The sequence below is a fragment of the Leptolyngbya sp. DQ-M1 genome, from assembly GCF_039962505.1.
Classification (GTDB): Bacteria; Cyanobacteriota; Cyanobacteriia; order Leptolyngbyales; family Leptolyngbyaceae; genus Leptolyngbya.
The window spans coordinates 564,168-587,753 of record NZ_JAMPLJ010000003.1 but is presented as its reverse complement, the minus strand read 5'-3'; the positions used below and the strand labels follow the sequence as shown (position 1 = coordinate 587,753).

Below are 23,586 nucleotides of genomic sequence, written 5' to 3'. Positions count from 1 at the left end.
TCTGGGTTAGCAACTCTTTATTTTTTAGCGTTGCATGACCTAGACCGCTCAAGCATTGGAATCTCTTTAGGTTCGCAAAATAGATCCTTCTCAATGCCGAGAACGGAATTTAATTGTATACAGTATGCTTGAAATCTGTAACAATCAAGGGGTGAAAATCTGTCAGTGAAAAATCTGCCCGGAGTTCACCCGCTTTTCGGGCGGATCTGTGAAAGATAAAGATCCGCTCAATCTCTAGGGGGAATCGCTATATGTATCGCTTAAAGGTCGTCGTGATTGGTGCCGGAATTGGAGGACTCACTGCTGCGATCGCGCTTTCTCAGTCTGGATATGAGGTCGAGGTCTACGAACGCGCACAAGAACTGCGTCCACGGGGGGCTGGAATTTCGCTCTGGTCGAACGGGGTCAAAGTGCTGAATCGCTTCGGACTGGGCGAAAAGATTGCGGCGATCGGGGGTCAAATGGATGCGATGCGATATCTCAGCAGCCAAGGCGAAATCCTGAATCACATTTGCCTTCTGCCTTTGATCGAAGAAGTGGGACAGCGCCCTTACCCTGTTGCACGCGCAGACCTGCAAGCGATGTTACTCGATGCGTATCCCGGCAAAGTGAAGCTGGGACATCGCTGTATTGCAGTGGAAGAACACGGGGAGCAAGTGACGGCAACCTTTGAAAATGGACATCAGGCGACCGGTGACTTACTGATTGCTGCGGATGGAGTGCGATCGACCCTGCGGCAATATGTGCTCGATCGCGAAGTGCAGCCGACTTACCGCGATTATGTGAACTGGAACGGATTGGTCGAAGTGGATGAAGCTTTAACTCCCGCGAATACTTGGACAATTTATGTGGGCAATCATCAACGCGCTTCCATGATGCCCGTGGGCGGAAATCGCCTGTATTTCTTCTTTGACGTGCCGCTACCGTCGGGAACCAGTGCGCCACCTGAATTAATTCGCTCTGAACTGGTGGAGCATTTCCAGGGATGGGCTGATCCGGTTCAAGCGTTGATTCAGCGCCTCGATCCCGAAAAAACAAATCGCTTAGAAATTTCGGATGTCGGCCCAGTCGATCGCATGGTGCGGGGACGAGTGGCACTGCTCGGTGATGCGGCTCATGCCACCTGTCCAGATTTGGGGCAAGGGGGCTGTCAGGCACTCGAAGATGTGTATATGCTGAATCACTTTTTGCTGACCACAAACATTAGCGTTGAAGATGCCTTGAAGCGTTACGAAAGCTCTCGCAAAGATCGCACCAGTTCGATCGTCAAAAAAGCTCGGAATCGTGCCGAGGTGATTCACGGCAAAGATCCTGAAATTACCGCTCAATGGTACGACCAACTGCGCCAGGAAGCTCCTAGCGCTGTCACAGGTGCGATCGCCAAAACGATTCTTACAGGGCCGCTGCAATAATGTCTTACTCGCTCGAACAACTCAATCAACTGAATCAATCCGCCTTTAGCGAAGCATTAGGCGAGATTTTTGAACAAACTCCGACGATCGCGGCTCAAGCCTGGGAAAAGCGACCCTTCAAGGACGTGGATGATTTGCATCAGAAAATGCTTGAAATTGTCAGCACTATGAGTAATGAGCAGCAACTCGCCCTGATTTGTGCCCATCCGGATCTAGGCAGTAAAGCAAAAATGGCGGAAGCCTCGGTGCAAGAGCAAGCTGGAGCCGGACTCGATCGCCTCACACCCGACGAGTACGATCGCTTCCACTCGCTCAATCAGCGCTACAAATCTCAGTTCGGGTTTCCCTTTATCATCGCGGTCAAGAATCACACCAAAACCAGTATTCTCGAAGCGTTTGAAACTCGTCTGCAACATTCCCAAGCCACAGAGATGCGACAAGCGATCGCTGAAATTTCCCAGATTGCTTATTTTCGTCTTTTACAACAGGTGACAGTATGACCCTGACCCCCTTACCCTTATCCACGACAACCCGCTTATCGATTAATGGCGATCGCCTAAATCGCAGCATTGCCGACCTCGCCGCGATCGGCAAACTCGAAAACGGTGGAGTCTGCCGGATCGCGTTCACAGATGCGGATGTGCAAGCGAGACAGCAGGTGCAAGCCTGGATGGAAGAAGCTGGCATGACGACGCGAATTGATGCGGCAGGAAATGTGATCGGTCGCTATGCAGGTCGATCCGAGAATGCTCCCGCTTTAGCAACCGGATCACACATTGATACCGTTCCAGTTGCAGGTGCATTTGATGGTTGTTTGGGGGTGTTGGCAGGCATCGAGGTTGTGCGGACACTCAAAGACAACAACGTTCGCTTAAATCATTCGATCGAAGTCATCGTCTTCAGCGACGAAGAACGATCGGTGATTGGCAGTAAAGCGATCGCGGGTGAAGTGCATGAAAATCCAGCGTATTACGTCCGATTGGATGGTTTATCGATCGAGCACTGTTTAGCTAAAGTCGGTGGCGATTGGTCGCAGATTGCCACGGCAAAACGCAAAGATCTTGCTGCATTTGTGGAACTGCACGTTGAGCAAGGCGGCGTTTTGGAAAATGCTCAAGTTCCGATCGGCGTGGTTACAGGTGTGGTCGGTCAATATCGCTTTGCAGTCAAGATCAAAGGTCGCCCAAACCATGCGGGAACAACTCCGATGAATCTGCGGAAAGATGCGTTAGTCGCCGGAGCGCAAATTGTTCTTGCAGTCAATCGACTCGCGTTAGAGACACCGGGAGATCAAGTTGCAACCGTGGGTTATTTAACCGTTTCCCCCAATGCGACGAACACTGTGCCTGGAGAAGTCGATTTAATGATCGATCTGCGGGATTTGTCGCAATCGCACTTGGAACAACTGGTTGGGCAACTGAGAGCAGAAATTAGCGCGATCGCCGATGCCACCGGAACCGAAATCGAAATGCGTCAAACCTTGCACATTCTTCCGACGCTAGCCGCACCGGGAATTATGAACGCGATCGAGCAGGTGTGTCAAACGCTCAACCTATCGAATATGCAGCTTCCGAGTCGTGCCGGACACGATGCCCAAGAAATTGGACGAATTACGGATATGGGGATGATTTTTATTCCGAGTCGTGCGGGAATTAGTCATTCTCACGAAGAATACACTTCGCCTGAAGAATGTGTTCAAGGCACGAACGTGCTGCTACAGACGTTTCTGCGCCTAGATCGAATGTACGCACATTAAAAGAAATCGCCCTGAATTCAGGGCGATTTTGTCCAACTAAAATCCCAGCAATCCAGCAGAATTTCGATAGTAAGTCGCCCAGCGCCGAGCATCTGGAAGAGACTGCCACTGCGATCGCGTTACCCACAGCGTCACCACCGGAGCCGCCATTCCACTATTGCGCCCCACGATTACAATGGACATCTCGCTAGCTAACAAATCCCGATCGAATCCCCGTTGGGCGGCAGTTCGCGCCACTAACTCCGCTCGTCGCACCAAGCTTTCGTAAGTCTCACTCGACCCTCGATCGAGTGTCACCTCAATCCGAGACGTATACGCCTCAGCCGCGATCGGCGCAACGATCGCATCAATACTCCACATCGCACACCCAAATGTCAGCAAACTCAGAACCAACGAAGAACGAAAAGCCATAGGAGTCAAAGAACGAACAACAATAGAAAAGCTGCGATTCATGTTAGTTGAGGGTTAGGTTTTTGTTGCAAAAAAGCGTTTTTTTCATATGATGTGTTAGCGCGAGAACTGCGCGAGTCTCTAGAAACAGTCGAGGTGTTGGGATGAGCAACTATTGGGCGATCGCTATCGGAATCAATCACTACCAGTTCCTTCAACCCCTTCATTTTGCCCAACCAGATGCCCAATCTCTCTGTGAAAACTTGGTCGGTGATGCTGGTTTTTTACCCGAACATTGTTTGTTGCTTACCGATACTTCACCGGAATTGTTCGAGCATTCCACCGATCCCACCTCCGCAAATTTACTGCATTGGTTAGCCGTTCTTAAAGATAAGCTCCAGCCTGAAGAGGGTCTGTGGTATTACTTCAGCGGCTACGGTATTTGTACAGATGGCGAAGATTATTTGCTTCCGATCGATGGCGATCCTACTCGCGTTCAAGAAACAGGAATATCAGTCCGATCGCTGTTTCAAACCTTGCGATCGCTCCCCACTCAAAAGATTCTGGTGTTGCTCGATATCAATCGTTCGGCATCCGTTTCCAACGAAAAAGTTGGAACACAAACCATCGCGCTGGCGCGTGAATCGGGTATTCCGACGTTTTTATCTTGTCGTCCTGAGCAGTTCTCTCACGAAGCACCCGCCCACAATCACGGCTTATTTACTCAGGCATTGATCGAAGGATTGAGATCGCATCAATGCTCTACGTTGTCTGCTTTAGAAGAATTTCTCAAGGCGCGTCTGCCGGAATTGTGCGATCACAACGATCGACCCATTCAAGATCCAGTGCTAGTCGTCTCCGACCCACAGCAGCTTTATCAAGTCATCATGCCTGTAAACTGGGCGGAAACAGAATCCTGGGTAGCAGCATCCTCAAATCCATTTGCCATCCAGGATGATTTATATCTGAGCGCAGACGGCGATCCGTCATTCTATAATTTCGCGACTCAACCGACGATCATGGGCGCAACCGCAGGAGATATACTGCCCCACGAAGATCTTCCAGAACAATTTATCCTTGATCCAGTTGAAATCGAGCCAGACCCCGTACCCGACCTGAGCTTGCCTGAAGCCCCAACTCAATCTGAGCCAGACCCAATTCCACCTTTACCCCCTGAAGAACCTCAGTACAATCAGATGTTTTGGGAGCGGCTAATCTTTGGCGGAAGTGCAATTCTGCTGATCTTGCTGCTCGGTGTGTTGTTCCGCAACTGGTCAGCCTTTACGGGAGGTCAGCAGACTGCAAAAACTGAAGCTTCTCCCCAAGCGATCGTCTCTCCAAGCGCATCCGCCAATCCAGCGACAAACTCCTCCGCGCAAACCCTGAACGAAGCCCGATCGCTGATCAAGCCCACCCTCGCGTCTGATGCCAGTAAAGCCATCGATCGCGCCCGTGAAATTCCCCCTAGTGATCCGCTTTACGCTCAAGCACAGCAAGATATCGATCGCTGGAGCCGTAACATTCTCGACATCGCCCGCCAACGTGCCGCCCAGAAGCAGTTCCAGCAAGCGATCGCCGCTGCGCAACTCGTTCCCAAAGATCGCCCTCAAGTGTACGCCGAAGCACAAAAAGCCATTCAGCAATGGAAAAGAATTCGATAGCAAGTTTTTCTCTATATCCGCTAGCATCAACCGCTAGACTAGAAAAGCGAGCGATCGATTTAACCACGAGGAGAAAGCATGATTAGCCCGGATCAAGTTGAGGCAATGATCAAAGCAGGAGTGCCGGATGCCCAAGTTACAGCGGTCAGCCCAGATGGTGAACATTTTGAGGTGACGGTAATTTCCCCGGCATTTGCTGGAAAGCGGCGAGTTCAACAGCACCAACTGGTCTATGGTGCGGTTCAGCAAGCGATGGCATCCGAGGCAATTCATGCGCTTTCACTGAATACCTACACGCCCGAAGAATGGGCAACGAAAAACTGACGTTTCCTTTACCCCCGTAAAATTCCTATGACTACCGACGTTCAAGATCGAATCAAAACCCTCCTGACTAACAACAAAATCGTTGTGTTCATGAAGGGCAGTAAATTAATGCCAATGTGCGGCTTTTCTAATAATGTCGTGCAAATTCTCAACACTCTCGGTGTTCCGTATGAAACCGTAGACGTGCTGGAAGATTACGAGATCCGCCAAGGTATCAAAGATTTCTCGAACTGGCCCACCATTCCCCAGGTGTATATCAATGGGGAATTTATCGGCGGCTCGGACATCATGATCGAAATGTATCAGAAAGGCGAACTGCAACAACTCGTCGAAGTTGCCCTCGCCTCCTAATCTCAACAAAGAAGGGGCACGATCGTGCCCCTTCTTTATCGATAATCTGGTTCCGGCATCACGCTGTCAAAGTTAGACGGATCGTAGATGTAGCGCGTAATTTCCTCTTCAAGCCGATTGATTTGATACGGCTCTAGAACGCTAGCCTGTCTGAGTGCCGACAAATAGCCGTCCAGATAAAGCCGCAGATCATCAAAGCGATAGCCACGGTTCCAGAGTTCGACGAGGTTGTCGGAGAGGCGTTGATAGTAACGGATCGTCAATGAATCTTGAAGCATATGCGATCGACGAGAATATAGATGCCGTTTGACATCGGACTCACAGTGGTATTACCTAACATTAACATTTTGTCCCGGAGTCTCTCGGTTTGTATCGAAATTCTACAGATCGGTATAGCAATTTTACAGATCGGTATACCGAGGGGTGGGTCATCGTCTAAACCCGTTTAAGTGGGGTAGCACCCGTTACAAACCGAACCGGATAAGCTTTGTTACCCTTATCTCAAGCATTTTGAGGATATTAGCCCCCGTGGGAGCCATTCACATACAAATCGTTGAGGGAAATCCGCACCTGCGATCGCTGCTAGGATGGCATCTTCAGCAGACGGGCTACCAAGTGCATCAATCCGCTGATCTGCACCAAGCGCGAGAAGTTTTTTTAATTCGCCAACCGAATCTGGTGATCCTCGATTCTGAGATGCCTTTAGGTGACAGCCTGGAATTTTGCCGCTGGCTTCAGCAGCAACAGTGTTTAATTTTGATGCTCTCTGCACGGACAGCCGAATCTGATATTGTCGAAGGTCTGCGATCGGGCGCGGATGACTACCTGACTAAACCTTTTGGAATGCAAGAGTTCCTTGCCCGAGTAGAAGCACTGATGCGCCGACAACGAGTCGCGGCACCCCCGATCAACCTCGATTTTGGCGATTTGAAGATCGATTTAGTGCATCGACGAGTGCGATTCAAAGGCGAACTGATCGAACTCACGCCGCAAGAATTTAGCTTGCTCTATGTCCTAGCGCAGGCGGGTGGAGCGGCGCTGAGCCGGGCTGAACTTCTACAACGCGCTTGGCCCGATGAGATCGACAATCCTCGGACTGTGGATACTCATGTGCTCTCACTGAGGAAAAAAGTTGAAATCGATCCGCGTCAGCCGAATCTAATTCAAACCGTTCGCAATGTCGGCTATCGGCTCAACCTGGAAGTTTTGAAGGCGGTTCCGCCTGCTCAGAATGGTCATATGGCGCGGAAACCGGCGGCTCCGATGCCCCGGATGGCTTCGGCTCCCCGTCCCCGCCTCTAGCGCAATCTACCAGATTTCAGAGTCGTCTGAGCGACTAAATACGCCCCAGTTGACCGCTTCCTTATCCGGGCAGGTTTCAGCTCCTTCTCCGACTCCGTAGGGGTGCATTCCACAGATCAGCAAGCTTTCTCCGTAATACTGTCCGTGAAAGTGACGACAGCCCGAACAGACCGGATGCTGCTTCAGCATCGGTTCGACGGTTTGGGTAACAGGTTGCGTGATGTCCTCGATCGCTCCTCCGATGCCAAAATACGCCTCTAAAATTGGGCTAACTAAGACCGTCAGCGATTGCTCAACCTCATCGACGAGCGCCGAGTTTAGATGTGATGAAACTTCTTCTGAAAATTCAACCATTCCATTCAGCGCTTCGGTCACATCTAACGCCACATCGAGAAAAAAACCTTCAATCTGATCCGCGATCGTGTCAAACATTTCAAACCAGTCTTTTTGCCATTCATTCATAACAGTGATTGCCGGGGAAATTGCACAGAATTTATAGGTTTAACCTGCTCTTGACGATCGCGCTCGATCGCTCATTAGGCGTGATCATAACTTGAATGTTTGCAATGCAACCGTGAAGGAATTTTACGCTTTCTGTGCTTGGATAAATTGAACTGTGGCTTTCGTTAGAGGGCGAATCCTATCTTGCATCGCTAAGGTGAAAACGGATTTCAAGCATAGGAGTTGGATATGAACCGGGCTGTAGTGTCGCTCTTAGTGATGACGTTGCTAATCTTATTTGTGGTATCGCCATTTTCGGCATTGGCGATGCTGATGATGTTTTTATTAGTTGCAGGAATTGCGGGCACGATTAACTCGATGGTGCATCTCGTGGTGCATCATAATCCGCCAGAGCGATCGGATTTATAGAAAAGATATCTCGATCGGGATCACCGCAGTCTAAAGTAGTAAGTGAGCAATTTCCAGAGGTGATTTTGCTCACTTAAAGCTGCTTTAAAAACTCGGTAAAATTTAGAGCTATTCTCTAACCTATTCCGTGAGTTGATCCTATGAAGTCTTACTTAGCTGCCGCTGTACAAATGAATAGCTTGCCTGATCTGCACAAGAATCTGGCACAAGCAGAAGAATTGATTGATCTGGCGGTTCGCCGGGGCGCAGAGTTAATTGGTTTGCCCGAAAATTTCTCGTTTTTGGGGGACGAAGAAGCCAAGCTTGCCCAGGCGGAAACGATCGCGCTTGAGAGTGAGAAATTCCTCAAGATGATGGCGCAACGCTTTCAGGTGACGATTTTGGGCGGTGGCTATCCGGTTCCGGTGGAGCAAGGCAGGGTTTACAACACAGCCCTGTTGGTGGCTCCGAATGGTCAAGAACTTGCCCGCTATCAGAAGGTGCACCTGTTTGACGTGAATCTCCCCGATGGCAATACTTACCGCGAGTCGGCAACCGTGGTAGCCGGAACGCGAGTGCCGCCAATCCACCCGTCGAAAGAGCTGGGCAGTATTGGCCTGTCGGTGTGTTACGACGTGCGATTTCCTGAACTGTATCGCCAGATGACTCAGATGGGCGCAGAGGTGTTGTTTGTTCCAGCTGCGTTTACGGCGCATACCGGGAAGGATCACTGGCAGGTGTTGTTACAGGCAAGAGCGATCGAGAATACGTGCTATGTAATTGCGCCTGCTCAAACTGGACGACACAATTCGCTGCGGCAGTCTCACGGGCACGCGATGATTATCGATCCGTGGGGTGTGATTTTGGCGGATGCCGGAGAAATGCCGGGAGTGGCGATCGCGGAAATCATTCCAGGGCGATTAGAGCAAGTCCGGCGACAAATGCCGTCACTGCAACATCGGGTGTTTCTTTAGACTTAAGAAATGTTGCTGCGATCGGCACCATTTTTAGATGGCTTCGACATCAGAATAAACTTCTTCTGTCGAAGCCCGAAAGCTTTCTAAATTTTTTGCTTAAGATCCGGGGCAGCGCTCAAACCGAAGCGAAAAATTTCCTTGCAGCGATCGTCCGATTGGGTGTTTGCTCTGATAAAATTTCATCCCTTGACTCCCACTTCAGATAGATAAGCCAATCGGGGCAATTCAGATACTGTGACAGCAAGCTGATTGTAACGTTTTTCAACGTGCGGGAACAATTGGCGGGAATTTGCTGAACCTTCATCGATATTGCTATGAAAGTAGGGGCTTGGTATTTAGGCGACGATCGCGCTGAGTTTACGGTCTGGGCACCGCGATCGCAGAGTGTGACCTTGGAATTGGGTGAGCGATCGGTCGAATTGGCGCAGAAGGCTGAGGGATATTGGAGCGCGATCGTTTCTGATGTCAAACCGGGGGCGCAGTACCGTTATCGGCTGGATGATCAGCAGTCTTATCCTGATCCCGCCTCGCAATTCCAGCCATTCGGGGTGCATGAAGCTTCAGCAGTTGTAGATCATCAGTTTGAGTGGCATGACGGGGAATGGAAAGGGATCACCTTAGAAGAGATGGTGATCTATGAGTTGCATGTTGGAACGTTTACGCCAGAGGGAACGTTTGAGGCAATTATTCCGCGATTGCAAACGTTACAAGAATTGGGAATTACGACGATCGAACTTATGCCGATCGCACAGTTTCCCGGAGACAGTAGAACCGACGATCCAAAGGCTTATCGCAACTGGGGATATGACGGGACTTATCCTTATGCGGTACAGAATTCTTATGGCGGTGTAGCGGGTCTGAAAAAGCTAGTTGATGCCTGTCATCAACACGGAATTTCTGTGATGTTGGATGTGGTGTACAACCATTTCGGTCCTGAAGGAACTTACATTCATCAGTATGGGGATTACTTTACTGAAACCTACAAAACCCCTTGGGGTCAAGCAATTAACTACGATGATGCTCATAGTCATTGTGTTCGCAGCTATTTTATAGAAAATGCGCTGTACTGGCTGAAAGAATTTCACATTGATGCGCTGAGATTAGATGCGGTACACGCAATTTGCGATCTTGGTGCACGACATTTTCTATCCGAACTCGCAGATCGCGTTGATGACCTTTCACGCCAGCAGAACCGCAAGCTCTACCTAATTGCTGAAAGTGATTTAAACGATGTGAAATTAGTGCGATCGAAGCAAGCGAATGGATTTGGATTAGATGCACAGTGGAGCGATGATTTTCATCATGCTTTACACGCTTTGTTAACGGGATCAGATGTTGGGTATTATCAGGATTTTGGTACCTGTGAAGATCTAGCAAAAGCGTATCGTGAAACGTTTGTTTATGACTGGAAATATGCCCCCCATCGGATGCGCTTTCATGGTGCGCCTGCAACCGATTGTGCAATGACTCAATTTGTGGTTTGTATTCAAAACCATGATCAAATCGGTAATCAAATGAAAGGAGAGCGGTTATCGCAATTAATTTCATTTGAAGGCTTGAAGTTGGCGGCAGGAGCAATCATTCTTTCACCATATATTCCGCTGTTGTTTATGGGTGAAGAATACGGAGAAGAAGTGCCCTTTACCTACTTTGTCAGCCATTCTGATCCTGAGTTAATTCGACTGGTGCGGCAAGGCAGAAAAGCAGAGTTTAAACACTTTCATTTTGATGGTGAACCGCCTGATCCTGAAGCTGTGCAAACTTATGAAGAATGCATTTTGCAGTGGGAGCGCCATCAGGCCGGGAAGTATAAAACCCTCTGGGAGTTTTATCAGGAATTATTGAGAATGCGTCGATCGCTGCCTGCATTAATCAATCGCGATCGTGATTCGATTTCAGCTTGCGCTGAAGAAGAAAAGCAGTTTGTTTGGTTGCAGCGATCGAGCGCTGAACAAACGCTGTTAATTCTGATGAGTTTCAACCAGTCGGAGCAAACTTTTGAGTTTCCAGATGGGCAGTGGCGGAAGCTGTTAGATTCATCAGACGATCGCTGGATGGGCAAGGAAGCGCTGCCTTCGGCACACACAAGCGTGACCGCGCCAGAAAAAGGGCAGCACGGCGAAAGTGGGCAAGTGAGCGCACAAAGTTTTGTGGTTTATGAACGCTATTAATTGAGGACTTATGCGAATTCCACTAGCAACTTATCGAGTTCAATTACGTCAAGAGTTTCCGTTTGAAGCGGCTGCCAAAATTGTGGGCTATCTGGCAAAGTTAGGCATTTCTGACTTCTATGCGTCTCCTATTTTTAAGGCGAAAGCGGGTAGTAGTCATGGATATGATGTAGTTGATCCGACACAACTCAATCCAGAATTAGGGACACCAGAAGTGTTTGATCAACTCGTCGAAAAATTACAGCATCACAATATGGGATGGCTGCAAGACATTGTGCCAAATCATATGTCTTACGACAGCAATAATCGCTATCTAATGGACGTTTTAGAAAACGGCTTTGATTCAGAATATTTGCAGTTCTTTGATCTGGCTTGGAATTCGCCCTTTAGAAGCAGTCAAGAACCGATTCTCGCGCCGTTACTGGGGGACTTTTATGGCTCCTGCTTAGAGAATGGAGATATCAAACTTCAGTACGGTCAAGAGGGATTATCAGTTAATTATTATGCACTTCGAGTTCCTTTAAGGCTTGAATCTTATTCGATCTTTCTAACTCGCGATTTAGGAAAATTAGCTAAAACTTTAGGAAGAAGAAATCCTGATTTTGTTAAGCTTCTTGCTGTTCTCTATATGTTAAAAAGCTTACCTGCTGAGTCGGGTGGTAAACAGAGACAAGACCAAGCTGAATTCGTTAAAGGATTGCTTTGGGAGCTGTATGAAGGAAATCCTGAAGTTAAAACTTTTATTGATGAAAATATTCAATTTTTCAACGGTGAAGCAGGCAATTCGCACAGCGTGGATTGGTTAGACAAGCTATTGTCAGAGCAGTTTTTCCGTTTATCTTATTGGAAGGTTGGAGCCGAGGAAATCAACTATCGCAGATTTTTTACAGTCAATGAGCTAATTTCGGTGAGAATTGAAGAGCAAAAAGTGTTTAACTACACGCATAATTTCATTGCTCAGCTCATCCAAGAGGGTAAAGTTACCGGACTTAGAATTGATCATATTGATGGTCTCTCCAATCCAAAACAATATCTACATCGGCTACAGGAGAAAGTAGGCGATACGTACATTGTCGCAGAAAAGATTCTACAGCCTGGAGAAGATCTGCCAAAAGATTGGAGTATTCAAGGAACATCAGGATACGACTACTTGAATTACCTCAATAGCGTGTTTTGTGATGTGCAAAACGAGCCGCGCTTTGATGAAATTTATCAACGGATTCAGGGTCGATCGATTCCTTTTGAAGAAGTTGTGCTTGATAAGAAGCGCTTGATTCTTGATAAGAATTTGGCAGGCGATTTAGATAATTTAGCCACCTTGCTAAAAGACATTTCGCTTAAAGATCGCTACGGAAATGACTTCACGATTAATGGCTTGAAACGCGCGATCGCTGAAGTCCTAATTCAATTTTCGATCTATCGCACTTACACCACTGAAGAGGGAGTTGCAGAAGACGATCGTAATTACGTCAAAAATGCGATCGAGATTGCTCGCGAAAATCAGCCTTTTTCACAAAAGGAATTAGATTTTGTCGAGAAAGTGCTGCTGCTTGAATACGATGATTCGCTCACGGCAAAGGATAAAGAACAATGGCTTTATTTTGCAATGCGGATTCAGCAGTACACCGGGCCGCTGATGGCAAAAGGCGTTGAAGATACTGCATTCTTTGTGTACAACCGCTTGATTTCTCTAAATGAAGTCGGTGGTGATCCGGGTCGATTTGGTATTAGTACAACCGAGTTTCACCAGTTTAATCAGTATCGACAACAGCATTGGAACGTTGCAATGAATGCAACTTCTACACATGATACAAAACGGGGCGAAGACCTTCGTGCCAGAATTAATGTACTTTCGGAAATTCCTGATGAATGGCAAGCGCAAGTACAAAAATGGCGTGAAATGAATCATCAATACAAGATTCAACACAAGAAAGCGTCGATGCCCAGCGCGAATGACGAGTATGCGTTCTATCAAACGTTAGTGGGGGCATATCCGTTCCAGGAAAGTGAAATGGATGGGTTTGTCGATCGGGTCGAGCAGTACGCGATCAAATCAATTCGAGAAGCGAAAGTCTCTACGGCTTGGTTACGTCCAAATAGTGCCTATGAAGAAGCCTGCACTAACTTTGTGAAAGCAATTCTAGCGGACGATCAGTTTCTCAAAGAATTCCTGCCCTTCCAGCAGAAGATTTCGCACTATGGGATTTTCAATTCTTTATCCCAAGCTTTGATCAAAATTACTTCTCCGGGTATTCCTGATTTTTATCAAGGCACTGAACTTTGGGATCTCAGTTTGGTTGATCCAGATAATCGCCGTCCGGTTGATTTTACAATCCGTGAAGCGTTTCTAGATGCGATGCAAGCCGCAGCACCCTTAGCGTTAATGCCAAAACTTTTAGAAAAGCCAGAAGACGGACAAGTGAAGCTGTTCCTGACACTGCAAGCTCTAAAAGTGCGGAATCAATTCAAGTCGGTCTTTCTCAGTGGCGAGTATATTCCGCTAGAAGCAACCGGAAAGTTCAAAGATCACATCATTGCGTTTGCGCGTAAAGATGCAGGTCAAATGGTGGTGACGATCGCACCCAGATTTTTCACCCGATTGATTCAACCGAATCAACTGCCAATTGGCGAAATTTGGGCAGATACAGCAATTGAGCTTCCCGCTTCAGGTTGGAAGAACGCAATTTCCGAGACTGAATGTGCTGGAAGCACGATCGCGCTCAAAGATGCCCTGAAAGATTTTCCGGTGGCACTGCTGACACACTAATTTGGAACAGCACATCGTAGGATAAGGCTTAATGTCAGTGAGACAGAAGTAACTTGCTTTGATGATGGATTCGGATCGCCGCACTCAACGAAGCAGAAAGACTCGTCGAACTGTCGTTAGCTTACGTTGTTGCTGTTTTCTTTTATGTTGCTTCCTTGGGTTTGGCGATCGATTCCATTGCATCAGCGCACAGGTTCAGAAGTGTTTGCTGCTTTGTTTTTGCAGGATAAGATTGCAGCTTTATTAGAAAGTCCTTCTCCAGCATCGCCGGACTATCCGCAGTTGGGGCGCTTTTCTATCTGCGCGGGACAGCCTAGAGCGGCTAGAGTTTGGACACCTGCGATCGGAGAAATTCTGCCGTTTCTCAATCAGTTGATCGAGCAGGAAATCCCGTCTCAAGCGCCAGAGCATTTACCGTTTACGGGCGGTTGGTTGGGTTGGTTGGGCTATGATCTTGCTTGGGAAATTGAGCGGCTTCCGTATCTCAAACCAGAGACTTTACCGTTTCCGGTGGCGTTTTGGTATGAGCCAGAATGCTTTGCGGTGTTAGATCATGAGCAGCAAGTTTTATGGTTGGCGGCAAGTAATCAACCTCAATTGGATCAGCTTGAGAAACGGCTATCAAATTTAGTTCAAACCTCCTTCAAAAGTTCAGCATTTGAGACTCAGTTCTGCATGAAGCAAACGGACTATGAAGCGATCGTTCTCAAGGCTAAACAACACATCCGAGCGGGTGATATTTTTCAAGCTAATTTATCTCTGAGATTTGAAGCGAGAACCGAAGCTGAAAGCTGGACAATTTATCGATCGCTGCAATCCATTAATCCCTCACCGTTTGCCAGCTATTGGAAAACGCCTTGGGGGGATGTGATTAGCTGTTCTCCAGAACGATTGGTCAAACTAAAAGATGGAATCGCAGAAACCCGCCCGATCGCTGGAACTCGTCCGCGTGGAACCACAATCGAACACGATCGCGATCTAGCTCAAGAATTACTCGGCAACACTAAAGAGCAAGCTGAACACATTATGCTAGTGGATCTAGAGCGTAATGATTTGGGACGAGTGTGTGAATGGGGCAGTGTACAGGTTGATGAATTACTCGCGATCGAACGCTATAGCCATGTGATGCACTTAGTCAGCAATGTGATCGGCAAAGTACAGCCACAGTTTAATTCGATCGATGTGATTCGCGCTCTGTTTCCGGGTGGAACCATTACCGGATGCCCGAAAGTCCGGTGCATGGAGATTATTGAAGCGTTAGAACCTGTGCGGCGCAGTTTGTTTTATGGCTCTTGTGGTTATCTCGATCGACGTGGAAATCTTGATCTCAACATTCTGATTCGCACGTTGTTGTATGCACGTCAGGAAGAGAGCGCGATCGTTTGGGGGCAGGTTGGCGCGGGAATTGTAGCAGATAGTGATCCCGAACGAGAGTGGTTTGAATCTTTGCAAAAAGCACGAGCGCAACTTGCCGCACTCGGACAGGAAGTTTAATCTTCCCGTTTGCGCTCATACCATTGGCGATAAATTAACTCCAACTCGCTGCCCATATCCGCAAAATAATCAACCTGATTCGCCTGCAACGCCACACACAGCCGAAAAATGCCCAGTGCCACGATCGCCACGATCATGCCGCCTGCGGTGGTGATTAAGGCTTCGGCGATTCCAGCCGCAGCTTTATTCGTGTCAACCGTTGTTCCACCTCCAACTCGGAGATTAAAGAACGTGATAATTAATCCGGTGACTGTTCCCAACAACCCCAACAATGGAGCCATTGCAATCACCGTTTCAAGCAGCTTATCGCCCTTTCGCATCTGCACAAATTCCCGATCGCCCGCTGCTTCGAGCGCCAATCGCATCGTTTCGGGAGAAGGCTGATCAAGTTTCAGCCCTGCTAACATGAACCGTGCAATCGGCAAATTCGTTGCGGCTTCTGCAATCGATCGCGCTTCAAGCAAATCAAATCGAGCTGCATCCAAGATTCGGTGAGCGATGCGGTCTTCGCCCCGTAATACTTTTGACCAAAACAACGATCGCTCCAAACCACAAGCGATCGTCAAGATCGACAGTCCCGCAATTGGAATCATTACGGGACCGCCTTTCGCAATCAAATCAAACAGCGTTGACATTGAAATTTCTGCTATTTCCAGCCTGCGCGATCCATGATTTTTAGCGCTTCTGCATTGTTTTTACCAAACACCGAAGCATTCAGCGGATCTTCTTTGAAGTTCCTACCATAGCTCAATAAGACCGGATCGATCGTCGAACCTCTTACCGCTGGATACTCGTTGTTGCTTCCCGCAAAGATGGCCTGAGCTTCCGGGCTGGCGAGATATTCCAAAAATTGTACCGCTGCTTCACGATTAGGAGCCGTTTTGACTACGCCACCACCGCTGATATTGACGTGAGTGCCTCGCTCTTTCTGATTCGGGAAAAAGACTCCGATTTTAGAAGCGATCTCTTTGTCTTCCGGTTTGTTGGACTTAGCTAGACGCACTACGTAATAGGTATTAACCAGGGTGAGATCGCCTTGTCCGGCGGCGACTGCTTTAATCTGAGCGGTGTCATTGCCCTCAGGCGATCTCGCAAAGTTTGCGACCAGTCCCCGCGCCCATTCTTCGGTCTTTTGAGGACCATGTTTTGCCAGCATCGACCCTGTGAGCGATTGGTTATACACATGGCTCGACGATCGCACGACAATACGTCCTTTCCATTTCCGATTGGCTAAATCTTCGTAGGTCGAGAGATCAGACGGCTTCACGCGGTCTTTGTTGTACACGATCACCCGCGCCCGCCGAGTAAAGCCAAACCAGTGTCCACTGGGTTCGCGCAGGTTTTTAGGAATTGCACTGGTGAGCCTCGAAGACCGCACAGGCTGGAGTAAGTTCTCCTGTTGGGCACGCCACAACCGTCCTGCATCCACGGTGAGTAGAACATCTGCGGGACTGTTTGCGCCTTCGCTTTTAATCCGCTCGATCAGCTTGTCGGCATCCGCTTCCACCAAGTTGACTTTGATGCCTGTTTTTTGAGTAAAGCCTTGGTAGACAGCGTTATCGCTGTCGTAGTGACGAGCAGAGTAGAGATTGAGAACGCGGGGTGCGGCGATCGATTGTTCGGTGTTGAATCCCCAAATTTGATGGGCAGTCACAGCGGCGATCGCTGCACCAGAAGCCAAAAAAAGCCGTCTTTTCATAGTCATATTGAAGTGTTCCACCAGGACTCGAGATGCCCAAACTAGCTAGAACTCGCAGTAATCTGCCCGCAAATTCTATCTTAATTGACATAAGTTACTAATAAGGAACTTAAAGGAGTTTGGAATCACTGTCAAGCAAATGGATCAAAAAAGGACGATCGGCTCGCCTGCTTCTCTTGATTTTTCTTCCTGATAAGCCTTTCAGGCTTCATTCGTTGGGCTCTATCGCCAGATTTGAGGCACTCTTTTGCAAAAATCTCTCAAGCTTTTGGAATCTTAGGATGTGATAGTTTGTCAAGAGCCTGAGCGCCTCGCCAAGACCCAACCCTCAAAAATTTCTTCAGGCTCGTAATTCACGATCGACGTTTTGGCAAGATTGGGATCAATCCAGGCGTACTTTGTATTCGGTGAAATTTTCGGATCTTTGATGTATTGCCCAATTTGGGGCGTATAAAAATTCAGCAGCAATTGCCGCTTGCGATCGTCGCGACTAATCAACGCTTCATTCACCACAAAACTCACAGGCTGCGATCGCAAAATTGACTGAACATTCGGCTGTGACAAAAACTGTTTGAGTCGGGGATCATAATCTCCCCATAATCCAGTCAGGTGCAGCATTGCCATCGCTAACCAGGATGTGAGTAGCCAAACTGCGATCCAATAATTTGCAGATTGATGCCTCGAAACACGGTTCCGCAGCAGCCAAATTACAGGTAAGCTGAGCCACCCTAATCCCACAGCCAGCACAACCAGCGCAATCGATTCGATCGTGCCACTCCGCAGTGTGTTTGAAAATACCTGAGCAATCATCATGCGCCGATTCACAATGACGAGCAAAATTATTGCGATCGCGCCTATGAATAGATTTAGCCCGATGAATAACCCCGTTTGTTTGCGCTGCCTGTAAAGATATGCAAGATGAGACAGTGCGATCGCCGCGAATAATCCAATAAACGGCATTAACTGGATTGGATAATAGTGTGTTCGCGTTCCAAAGATACTTAATTCAATAAATAATACAACCGGATAGCCAATCAGTAAAAAACGACTCTGCTTCGATTTTAACAATGCTCGAATATCAGAATGAAAGCACGAAAGCCACAAACCAGCTAACGCGAAAAAGACCCAAGGAAAACCATTTGCAGGAATATTCCAGAGATAATAGAACTGATTTGCACCCTGATAGGTTTGCCCCTTTAGATGAATTAGTTTACCAAACAGTTCTTGAATCGGGGCGGTTCCATATTTTTCAACTGCTGCCCATAGCCAAAAAATCGGTAGCAATAACCCAATCGCACATCCCAAGTACAGTAGGGGATCAAACAAATGACGATGGCGGCGATGCTGAAAAATTAGATAAGGAAATAGCGCGATCGTCGCGGGAATAATCATGAATCCTTTGATCATGAATCCCACACCAAACATCAAGCCTGTCAGAAACCTCCAGGGACGCTCTGAAGATTCTGCCATGAGTAGCGTCCAAATTGCGATCAGTTCCACGCAGACGAGAACCATATCTTGCGTAGCTAATCGTCCGTATTGCACTACTAACGGAATCACACTAAAAATCGCCGCCCCAAGCCAAGCAATTCGAGGCGTAGTCAACCGTACCCCGATCGCATACGTCAGCAACACACTCAGCACAAACGCGATCGCACTTGGGAGTCGTGCGACTCCCTCATTCGTTCCAAATAACAAATACGATCCGGCAATCAGCCATTGAATTCCGACCGTGCGATCGAAGCTATATCCCCCGCCCCACTGTGGCGTGATCCAGTCTCCGGTTCTCAGAATGGTTCGTGCCTGCGTTGCATAAATCCCTTCATCGTGTGCCATCAGGCTTTGCTGAGAACTGCGAATTAGAACGATCGGCAAAACCCAAAGTAACAGAGTGAGATAAGGCAGAATTCGCTTCCAGTTCACAACACTTCCTTCTATCCAGTGCAGGGGAATTCTACCGCAGTTTTTCTCCTACAACTTTCCCTGAAACTACAGGTTGCTTAGAACACGAGAAGCACGATCGCGCTTGACATTGATATTAAATCTTTGCATGAAGCGTGAATGCTTTGCCGAATCAAAGGTAGACGGACTTCGTTTGGATAGCCGCAGATTTGATTCGGTAAAGCATTCACGCAACAGTTCTATTCCACAATCATGCACCTAGCCAACGGGCTGCATCTTTCGCGTGATAAGTCAGAATCAAATCTGCTCCCGCCCGCTTAAAGCTGAGCAAGGTCTCCATGACGACTCGTTCTTCATCGATCCAGCCGTTCAGGGCTGCGGCTTTCACCATCGCATACTCACCCGACACATTGTAAGCCGCGACGGGAAGGTTAGACGCTTGCTTGACCTGGTGAATGATGTCCATGTAAGCCAAAGCAGGCTTCACCATCAGCATATCTGCGCCTTCTGCAATGTCGAGTTGAATTTCTTTGATCGCTTCTCGTGAATTGCCAGGATCCATTTGATAAGTGCGACGATCGCCAAATTGCGGAGTCGATTCCGCAGCATCCCGGAATGGCCCGTAATAAGCAGACGCATACTTCGCGGCATAAGACAGAATCGGAATGTCTTGAAATCCAGCCTCATCCAATCCTGCTCGAATTGCGGCGACAAAGCCATCCATCATGCCAGAGGGCGCAATAATATCGGCTCCAGCTTTTGCTTGCGAAACTGCGGTTTTCTTCAGCAGTTCTAGGGTTGGATCGTTGAGAACGCGCCCAGTCAAATCGCCCACTTCGAGATAGCCACAATGCCCATGCGAGGTGTATTCACACAAGCACGTATCCGCAATCACGATTAACTCTGGAACGGCTTCTTTGACGGCTGTTGCTGCTTTTTGGACAATACCGCAATCGTGCCAAGCTCCGGTTGCATCGGTATCTTTATCGTCAGGAATGCCAAACAAAATGATCGAAGGAATGCCGAGATCGTAAACTTGCTTTGCTTCTTCGACAATTTTATCGATCGACAACTGATACACTCCCGGCATTGATCGCACTTCATTGGCAATCCCTTGTCCGGGCACAGCAAACAACGGGTAAATCAAATCGCTGGTGGTTAAAGCGTTTTCCCGCACCATGCGGCGCAGTTGGGGATGGGTGCGGAGCCGACGCGGGCGATGGGTTGGAAACATAGCGTTAAATACGGGGGGTCGATCAAGGATGCTTTACAAGTCTAAAACGTTGATGGTGAGGAACCAGACAAGGTAACAAACTGTAAAAAACTAAACCGCAACATAACTTCTCAGTTGCACTTCACACTGTTGAAACTCGTAGTTCAATGCGCCAAACAGAACATCGAGTTCCTGAATCGTGAAGAAGGTTGTGTTACGGGTAAAGACCTCGGCTTCGAGCTTGCCAAATTGCCAGCGATCGCCATTCGACACAATTCCGTAAATGATAATTTCCGGTTCTCCATTGAGTTTCTGAGCCGCAATCATTTCTGCAAGGCATTGCGCCCAACCTGTTTCAAAGTTGTCTTGTTTTGCTTCGACTAGAAGTAAATAGGGCTTGTCAAACACGACTTTACCGAGTGGAGAGCGACGTGCCAGAATGTACTCTGGAAAGCCACGCAGCCTTTCATCGTAGTTCAGGGATTGATGGCTCCAGATGATGCAGCGATCGCGGTAGTGTTTCCAAACTTCCTTCAGAACGGGATAGATTAAATTCTCACAAATCGCAAACTCAGAATTATCAATCACTGCCTCGCGCATCATTAACTGCAAATCTTCTCGAAAATACTCAGAAATCTGAAATGCGAGTTGCTGAATAAATTCTGCTTCGGTATATCGCACCTGGAATTCTTTGACGACTTCACCGAACGGGCTGAATGACATAGGCTTTCCTCGCGCTTTCTCTATTCTATTGAAAACAACAGAACTCCGATCGCCTATCGCCTAATGCAACCGGAGTTCTCACACTACTCGAAATCTAAAAGTTAGGGTTTTGTAAACAATCGGAAGTAAAGCGACTGCAACACCTCTTTTACCGGGAACAGCGCATAGGTAAGCGGGTTGATCGTCACAATAATGTCGCGAAAATCTCGTTTTGCTAAAGCAACGATCGCCCAAGCGACACCCGATGCTGGCATCACCCCATAAGGATTCAATTGACTCTTAAACGGGCCTAGAATCAGCTTCCGAATAATACAAGGTGCATCTAATCGCCGCAAAGTAATCAAATCACCTAATGTTCGCTTCGATAGTTCATAAAGCGGACTAAAAGCAGGGTTTACTTCTGCTTCTGAAGTGTTGATCCAAAGCTCTTTGAGCGCTTTATGCGAAGACACAGTAACAGTTTCTAAGAACAATTCTGCGAGCTTCCAAGTCGAAAAAGTATTGACCTCGTATGAAGTCTGAATTGCTTCAGGAGAACGATCGTCATACACATTCACCCCATGATTGAGAATGAAGATATCCACTTTTTGCAGGCGCGATCGAAGGTCTTCTTCCGCTCCGATCTGCCATTGCAGCACCTCAACTTTGGGATCAAAGCTTGCATTTTCACGGGTTGTCAGTGCGATCACTCTTGCACCTTGCCGAGTTAATTCTGCAACTAACGCCTGTCCCAGCGTGCCAGACGCTCCTGTAACCGCCACAACTTTATCTTTGAGCGACAAGCTTGTTCCCAGCATTTTGTCTACGATCGTAAAGTGACCACAGAAATAAGCATTTGGCTGATCAAAATGGTGTCGCCAGTGGTAAGTGCGATTCACAATCCAAGGCTTTGGTAAATCAATTAAATCCCCAGGCTTGTGGGTGACATCGGTTTGTAAAAGTAACCCTTGCGATCGTGCCAAAGCTGGAATTAGAAACACCAGCGAGTAGAGTGATCCTAACCAGAATCCCGGCATTTGGGTCAAACCTGCCAGTAGGGTTGTGGCGCTGAACATTGCCATTGATTCTGGCACATCATTGTAGAGTTGCGCCCGTTGGTAAAGTTCTAAACTGGCGATCGTCAAATCCGGACGATAAGCTTTGTGATGGAGGTTATGAAAACGTTTTAGGGGTTGCCAGTAGTGTCCGGCAAGGTGATAAGCGTCCCGTATCAGTTCTGCAAGAACAATTGCAGAAACTCCAAGGAGGCATTGAACGAGTAGCTGACTGTACAGAAATCGCAGATCCATGAACCCGATGTAATGCTTCTTAATAAAACTTTCCCTACTTTACCTTGAGCGCGGCATTTCAACTGACCGAATTTGAGTCCAGTCAGATTTGCGATCGTGCGCTCTAATCCATAGTAAGCAGTTTGCTCAAGGATGCAATTAATCCTTTACTTCTCCTGTTAACAGCGCCACCACGACTAATTCTTCAGCCTGGAGCGCGTGGCAGTCTTCGATGACGATCGTGCTGTGTTTTTCAACTAAATCATGCAGCGATTCATCTAAATACGCCTCTAATACACCCGGATGAATATAATATTTCCGGCAAGTTGCAGGGCGATTTCCCAAATAAGAAGACACAGATTTAACCGCTTGTGTAATATTCTTTTTTGCGGCTGTTTGTGAGGTAAATTTGCCAATTTCAGCTAAATGAGTAGCGGCTAAAACTGTTCCTGCCCAAGTGCGAAAATCTTTTGCTGTAAAATCTTGACCTGTGATTTCTCTCAGATAATCATTCACATCACTCGATTTAATATCTTGCGGTTGTTTATTCTCATCTAAATATTGAAAAAGCTCTTGACCGGGGAGATCTTGACAACGTTTGACAATCTTTGCAAGTTGTTTGTCGTTGATGTCGATCGCATGATCAACTCCGCTTTTTCCCCGGAATGTAAAGCGAACTTTTGAGCCAATCACATTCACATGATCATCGTGCAATGTTGTTAAACCGTAAGACTCATTTGTTTTCGCATATTCTTCATTGCCGACTCGAATTCGCGTTAGTTCCATGAGCTTGAGAACAGTCGCTAATACTTTTTGTTTCGGCAATCCGGAAAGCGCTAAATCCTGCTCTAATCGCCGCCGAATCTCTGGTAAGGCTTGGCTAAAAGCAATCATGCGGGAGAACTTTGTCTGGTCGCGAATCGATCGCCACAGTGGATGATACCGATACTGCTTTCGTCCTTTCGCGTCGCGTCCAGTTGCCTGCAAATGCCCATTTTCAAGCGAACAAATCCACACGTCCCGATAAGCAGGCGGAATTGCGAGAGAATTAATGCGCTGAATGGTTTTCTCGTCTTTGATACGATCGCCATTCGGATCAAAATAAATGAAGCTTTTTCCCGATCGCTTGCGTCGAATTCCTGGCATCTCGTCGCTGACGTAGTGTAATCCAACCGCTTCGGCAGACTCGATCGGATCCGTGGGAATTTCGGTAGGAAGCTCGGCGACGGCTAAATTCATGATTTCAAACATCATTTCGGGATAGTTTGACCGTATCAAACTGAACGATGTTTGAAATCTGCAAGGAAGTATAGTCTTAAAGGTTGAG

At 47.7% G+C, this 23,586-nt stretch carries 22 protein-coding genes; 12 read left to right on the top strand and 10 right to left on the bottom strand.

The window, feature by feature from the left end; genetic code table 11:
* The first annotated feature begins 251 nt into the window (after positions 1-251).
* From hpxO to NC981_RS12515, 3 genes are read left to right on the top strand one after another with little or no spacing between them, the layout of a single operon-like run.
* Complete coding sequence (hpxO, locus tag NC981_RS12525) at positions 252-1,412, top strand: FAD-dependent urate hydroxylase HpxO (RefSeq protein ID WP_348243087.1); 1,161 nt, start codon at positions 252-254, stop codon at positions 1,410-1,412.
* A complete protein-coding gene (gene uraD, locus NC981_RS12520; RefSeq protein ID WP_348243086.1) occupies positions 1,412-1,912 on the top strand; it encodes a 2-oxo-4-hydroxy-4-carboxy-5-ureidoimidazoline decarboxylase in 501 nt (166 codons plus the stop codon). Before hpxO ends, uraD begins: the two co-directional genes overlap by 1 nt.
* A complete protein-coding gene (locus NC981_RS12515; RefSeq protein WP_348243085.1) occupies positions 1,909-3,168 on the top strand; it encodes a Zn-dependent hydrolase in 1,260 nt (419 codons plus the stop codon). Before uraD ends, NC981_RS12515 begins: the two co-directional genes overlap by 4 nt.
* 36 nt (positions 3,169-3,204) lie before the next feature.
* On the opposite strand, the gene NC981_RS12510 is transcribed toward NC981_RS12515, so the two are convergent.
* Positions 3,205-3,579 carry a hypothetical protein gene (locus NC981_RS12510; RefSeq protein WP_348243084.1) on the bottom strand — a complete coding sequence of 125 codons (375 nt, stop codon included), beginning with the start codon at positions 3,577-3,579 and terminating at the stop codon, positions 3,205-3,207.
* A 143-nt stretch (positions 3,580-3,722) separates the two neighbouring features.
* On the opposite strand from NC981_RS12510, the gene NC981_RS12505 reads away from it, so the two are divergent.
* The 3 genes from NC981_RS12505 to grxD all read left to right on the top strand — a co-directional run bounded on the left by NC981_RS12505 (position 3,723) and on the right by grxD (position 5,894).
* Positions 3,723-5,219, top strand: a complete 1,497-nt coding sequence (locus tag NC981_RS12505) for a caspase family protein (protein ID WP_348243083.1) — start codon at positions 3,723-3,725, stop codon at positions 5,217-5,219.
* 78 nt (positions 5,220-5,297) lie between these two features.
* Positions 5,298-5,543, top strand: coding sequence for a BolA/IbaG family iron-sulfur metabolism protein (locus NC981_RS12500; protein ID WP_190379011.1), 246 nt, complete (start codon positions 5,298-5,300; stop codon positions 5,541-5,543).
* A 27-nt stretch (positions 5,544-5,570) separates the two neighbouring features.
* Complete coding sequence (gene grxD / locus NC981_RS12495) at positions 5,571-5,894, top strand: Grx4 family monothiol glutaredoxin (protein ID WP_348243082.1); 324 nt, start codon at positions 5,571-5,573, stop codon at positions 5,892-5,894.
* A gap of 35 nt (positions 5,895-5,929) precedes the next feature.
* On the opposite strand, the gene NC981_RS12490 is transcribed toward grxD, so the two are convergent.
* Positions 5,930-6,172, bottom strand: a complete 243-nt coding sequence (locus NC981_RS12490; RefSeq protein WP_190379013.1) for a DUF6761 family protein — start codon at positions 6,170-6,172, stop codon at positions 5,930-5,932.
* Between the two features lie 250 nt (positions 6,173-6,422).
* Between NC981_RS12490 and NC981_RS12485 the strand changes: the two genes are divergently transcribed.
* Entirely contained in the window at positions 6,423-7,196 is a 774-nt protein-coding gene (locus NC981_RS12485) for a winged helix-turn-helix domain-containing protein (RefSeq protein WP_190379014.1), read from the top strand.
* Between the two features lie 6 nt (positions 7,197-7,202).
* Here NC981_RS12485 and NC981_RS12480 read toward each other — a convergent pair whose 3' ends face one another.
* Positions 7,203-7,658, bottom strand: coding sequence for a hypothetical protein (locus NC981_RS12480; RefSeq protein WP_190379015.1), 456 nt, complete (start codon positions 7,656-7,658; stop codon positions 7,203-7,205).
* Between the two features lie 228 nt (positions 7,659-7,886).
* On the opposite strand from NC981_RS12480, the gene NC981_RS12475 reads away from it, so the two are divergent.
* The 5 genes from NC981_RS12475 (at position 7,887) to NC981_RS12455 (ending at position 15,454) form a co-directional block, all read left to right on the top strand.
* Positions 7,887-8,066 (top strand): hypothetical protein, encoded by a 180-nt coding sequence (locus NC981_RS12475; protein ID WP_348243081.1) that lies wholly within the window; start codon positions 7,887-7,889, stop codon positions 8,064-8,066.
* A gap of 140 nt (positions 8,067-8,206) precedes the next feature.
* Positions 8,207-9,019: a carbon-nitrogen hydrolase family protein gene (locus NC981_RS12470; RefSeq protein WP_190379017.1), complete on the top strand. Its 813-nt coding sequence runs from the start codon at positions 8,207-8,209 to the stop codon at positions 9,017-9,019.
* 317 nt (positions 9,020-9,336) lie between these two features.
* Positions 9,337-11,193 carry a malto-oligosyltrehalose trehalohydrolase gene (treZ, locus tag NC981_RS12465; RefSeq protein ID WP_348243080.1) on the top strand — a complete coding sequence of 619 codons (1,857 nt, stop codon included), beginning with the start codon at positions 9,337-9,339 and terminating at the stop codon, positions 11,191-11,193.
* 10 nt (positions 11,194-11,203) lie between these two features.
* Positions 11,204-13,960 (top strand): malto-oligosyltrehalose synthase, encoded by a 2,757-nt coding sequence (gene treY / locus NC981_RS12460; RefSeq protein WP_348243079.1) that lies wholly within the window; start codon positions 11,204-11,206, stop codon positions 13,958-13,960.
* 144 nt (positions 13,961-14,104) lie between these two features.
* The gene (locus NC981_RS12455) at positions 14,105-15,454 is read left to right on the top strand and encodes an anthranilate synthase component I (protein WP_348243078.1); all 1,350 of its coding nucleotides are present in this window, start codon (positions 14,105-14,107) and stop codon (positions 15,452-15,454) included.
* On the opposite strand, the gene NC981_RS12450 is transcribed toward NC981_RS12455, so the two are convergent.
* From NC981_RS12450 to NC981_RS12420, 7 genes are all read right to left on the bottom strand, one after another.
* Positions 15,451-16,089 (bottom strand): MotA/TolQ/ExbB proton channel family protein, encoded by a 639-nt coding sequence (locus tag NC981_RS12450; RefSeq protein WP_348243077.1) that lies wholly within the window; start codon positions 16,087-16,089, stop codon positions 15,451-15,453. The two genes, NC981_RS12455 and NC981_RS12450, sit on opposite strands and share 4 nt — an antisense overlap.
* An 11-nt stretch (positions 16,090-16,100) precedes the next feature.
* Positions 16,101-17,159, bottom strand: a complete 1,059-nt coding sequence (locus tag NC981_RS12445; protein WP_348243076.1) for a Fe(3+) ABC transporter substrate-binding protein — start codon at positions 17,157-17,159, stop codon at positions 16,101-16,103.
* Positions 17,160-17,447: 288 nt separating this feature from the next.
* On the bottom strand, positions 17,448-19,076 hold the full coding sequence (locus tag NC981_RS12440; protein ID WP_348243075.1) for a glycosyltransferase family 39 protein: 1,629 nt from the start codon (positions 19,074-19,076) through the stop codon (positions 17,448-17,450).
* Positions 19,077-19,305: 229 nt separating this feature from the next.
* Positions 19,306-20,289, bottom strand: a complete 984-nt coding sequence (gene hemB, locus NC981_RS12435; protein WP_348243074.1) for a porphobilinogen synthase — start codon at positions 20,287-20,289, stop codon at positions 19,306-19,308.
* Positions 20,290-20,379: 90 nt separating this feature from the next.
* Entirely contained in the window at positions 20,380-20,991 is a 612-nt protein-coding gene (locus NC981_RS12430) for a hypothetical protein (RefSeq protein ID WP_348243073.1), read from the bottom strand.
* A 101-nt stretch (positions 20,992-21,092) separates the two neighbouring features.
* Positions 21,093-22,280 (bottom strand): bifunctional sterol desaturase/short chain dehydrogenase, encoded by a 1,188-nt coding sequence (locus NC981_RS12425; RefSeq protein ID WP_348243072.1) that lies wholly within the window; start codon positions 22,278-22,280, stop codon positions 21,093-21,095.
* Between the two features lie 138 nt (positions 22,281-22,418).
* Positions 22,419-23,498: a DNA topoisomerase IB gene (locus NC981_RS12420; RefSeq protein ID WP_348243071.1), complete on the bottom strand. Its 1,080-nt coding sequence runs from the start codon at positions 23,496-23,498 to the stop codon at positions 22,419-22,421.
* Between the last annotated feature and the right edge of the window lie 88 nt (positions 23,499-23,586).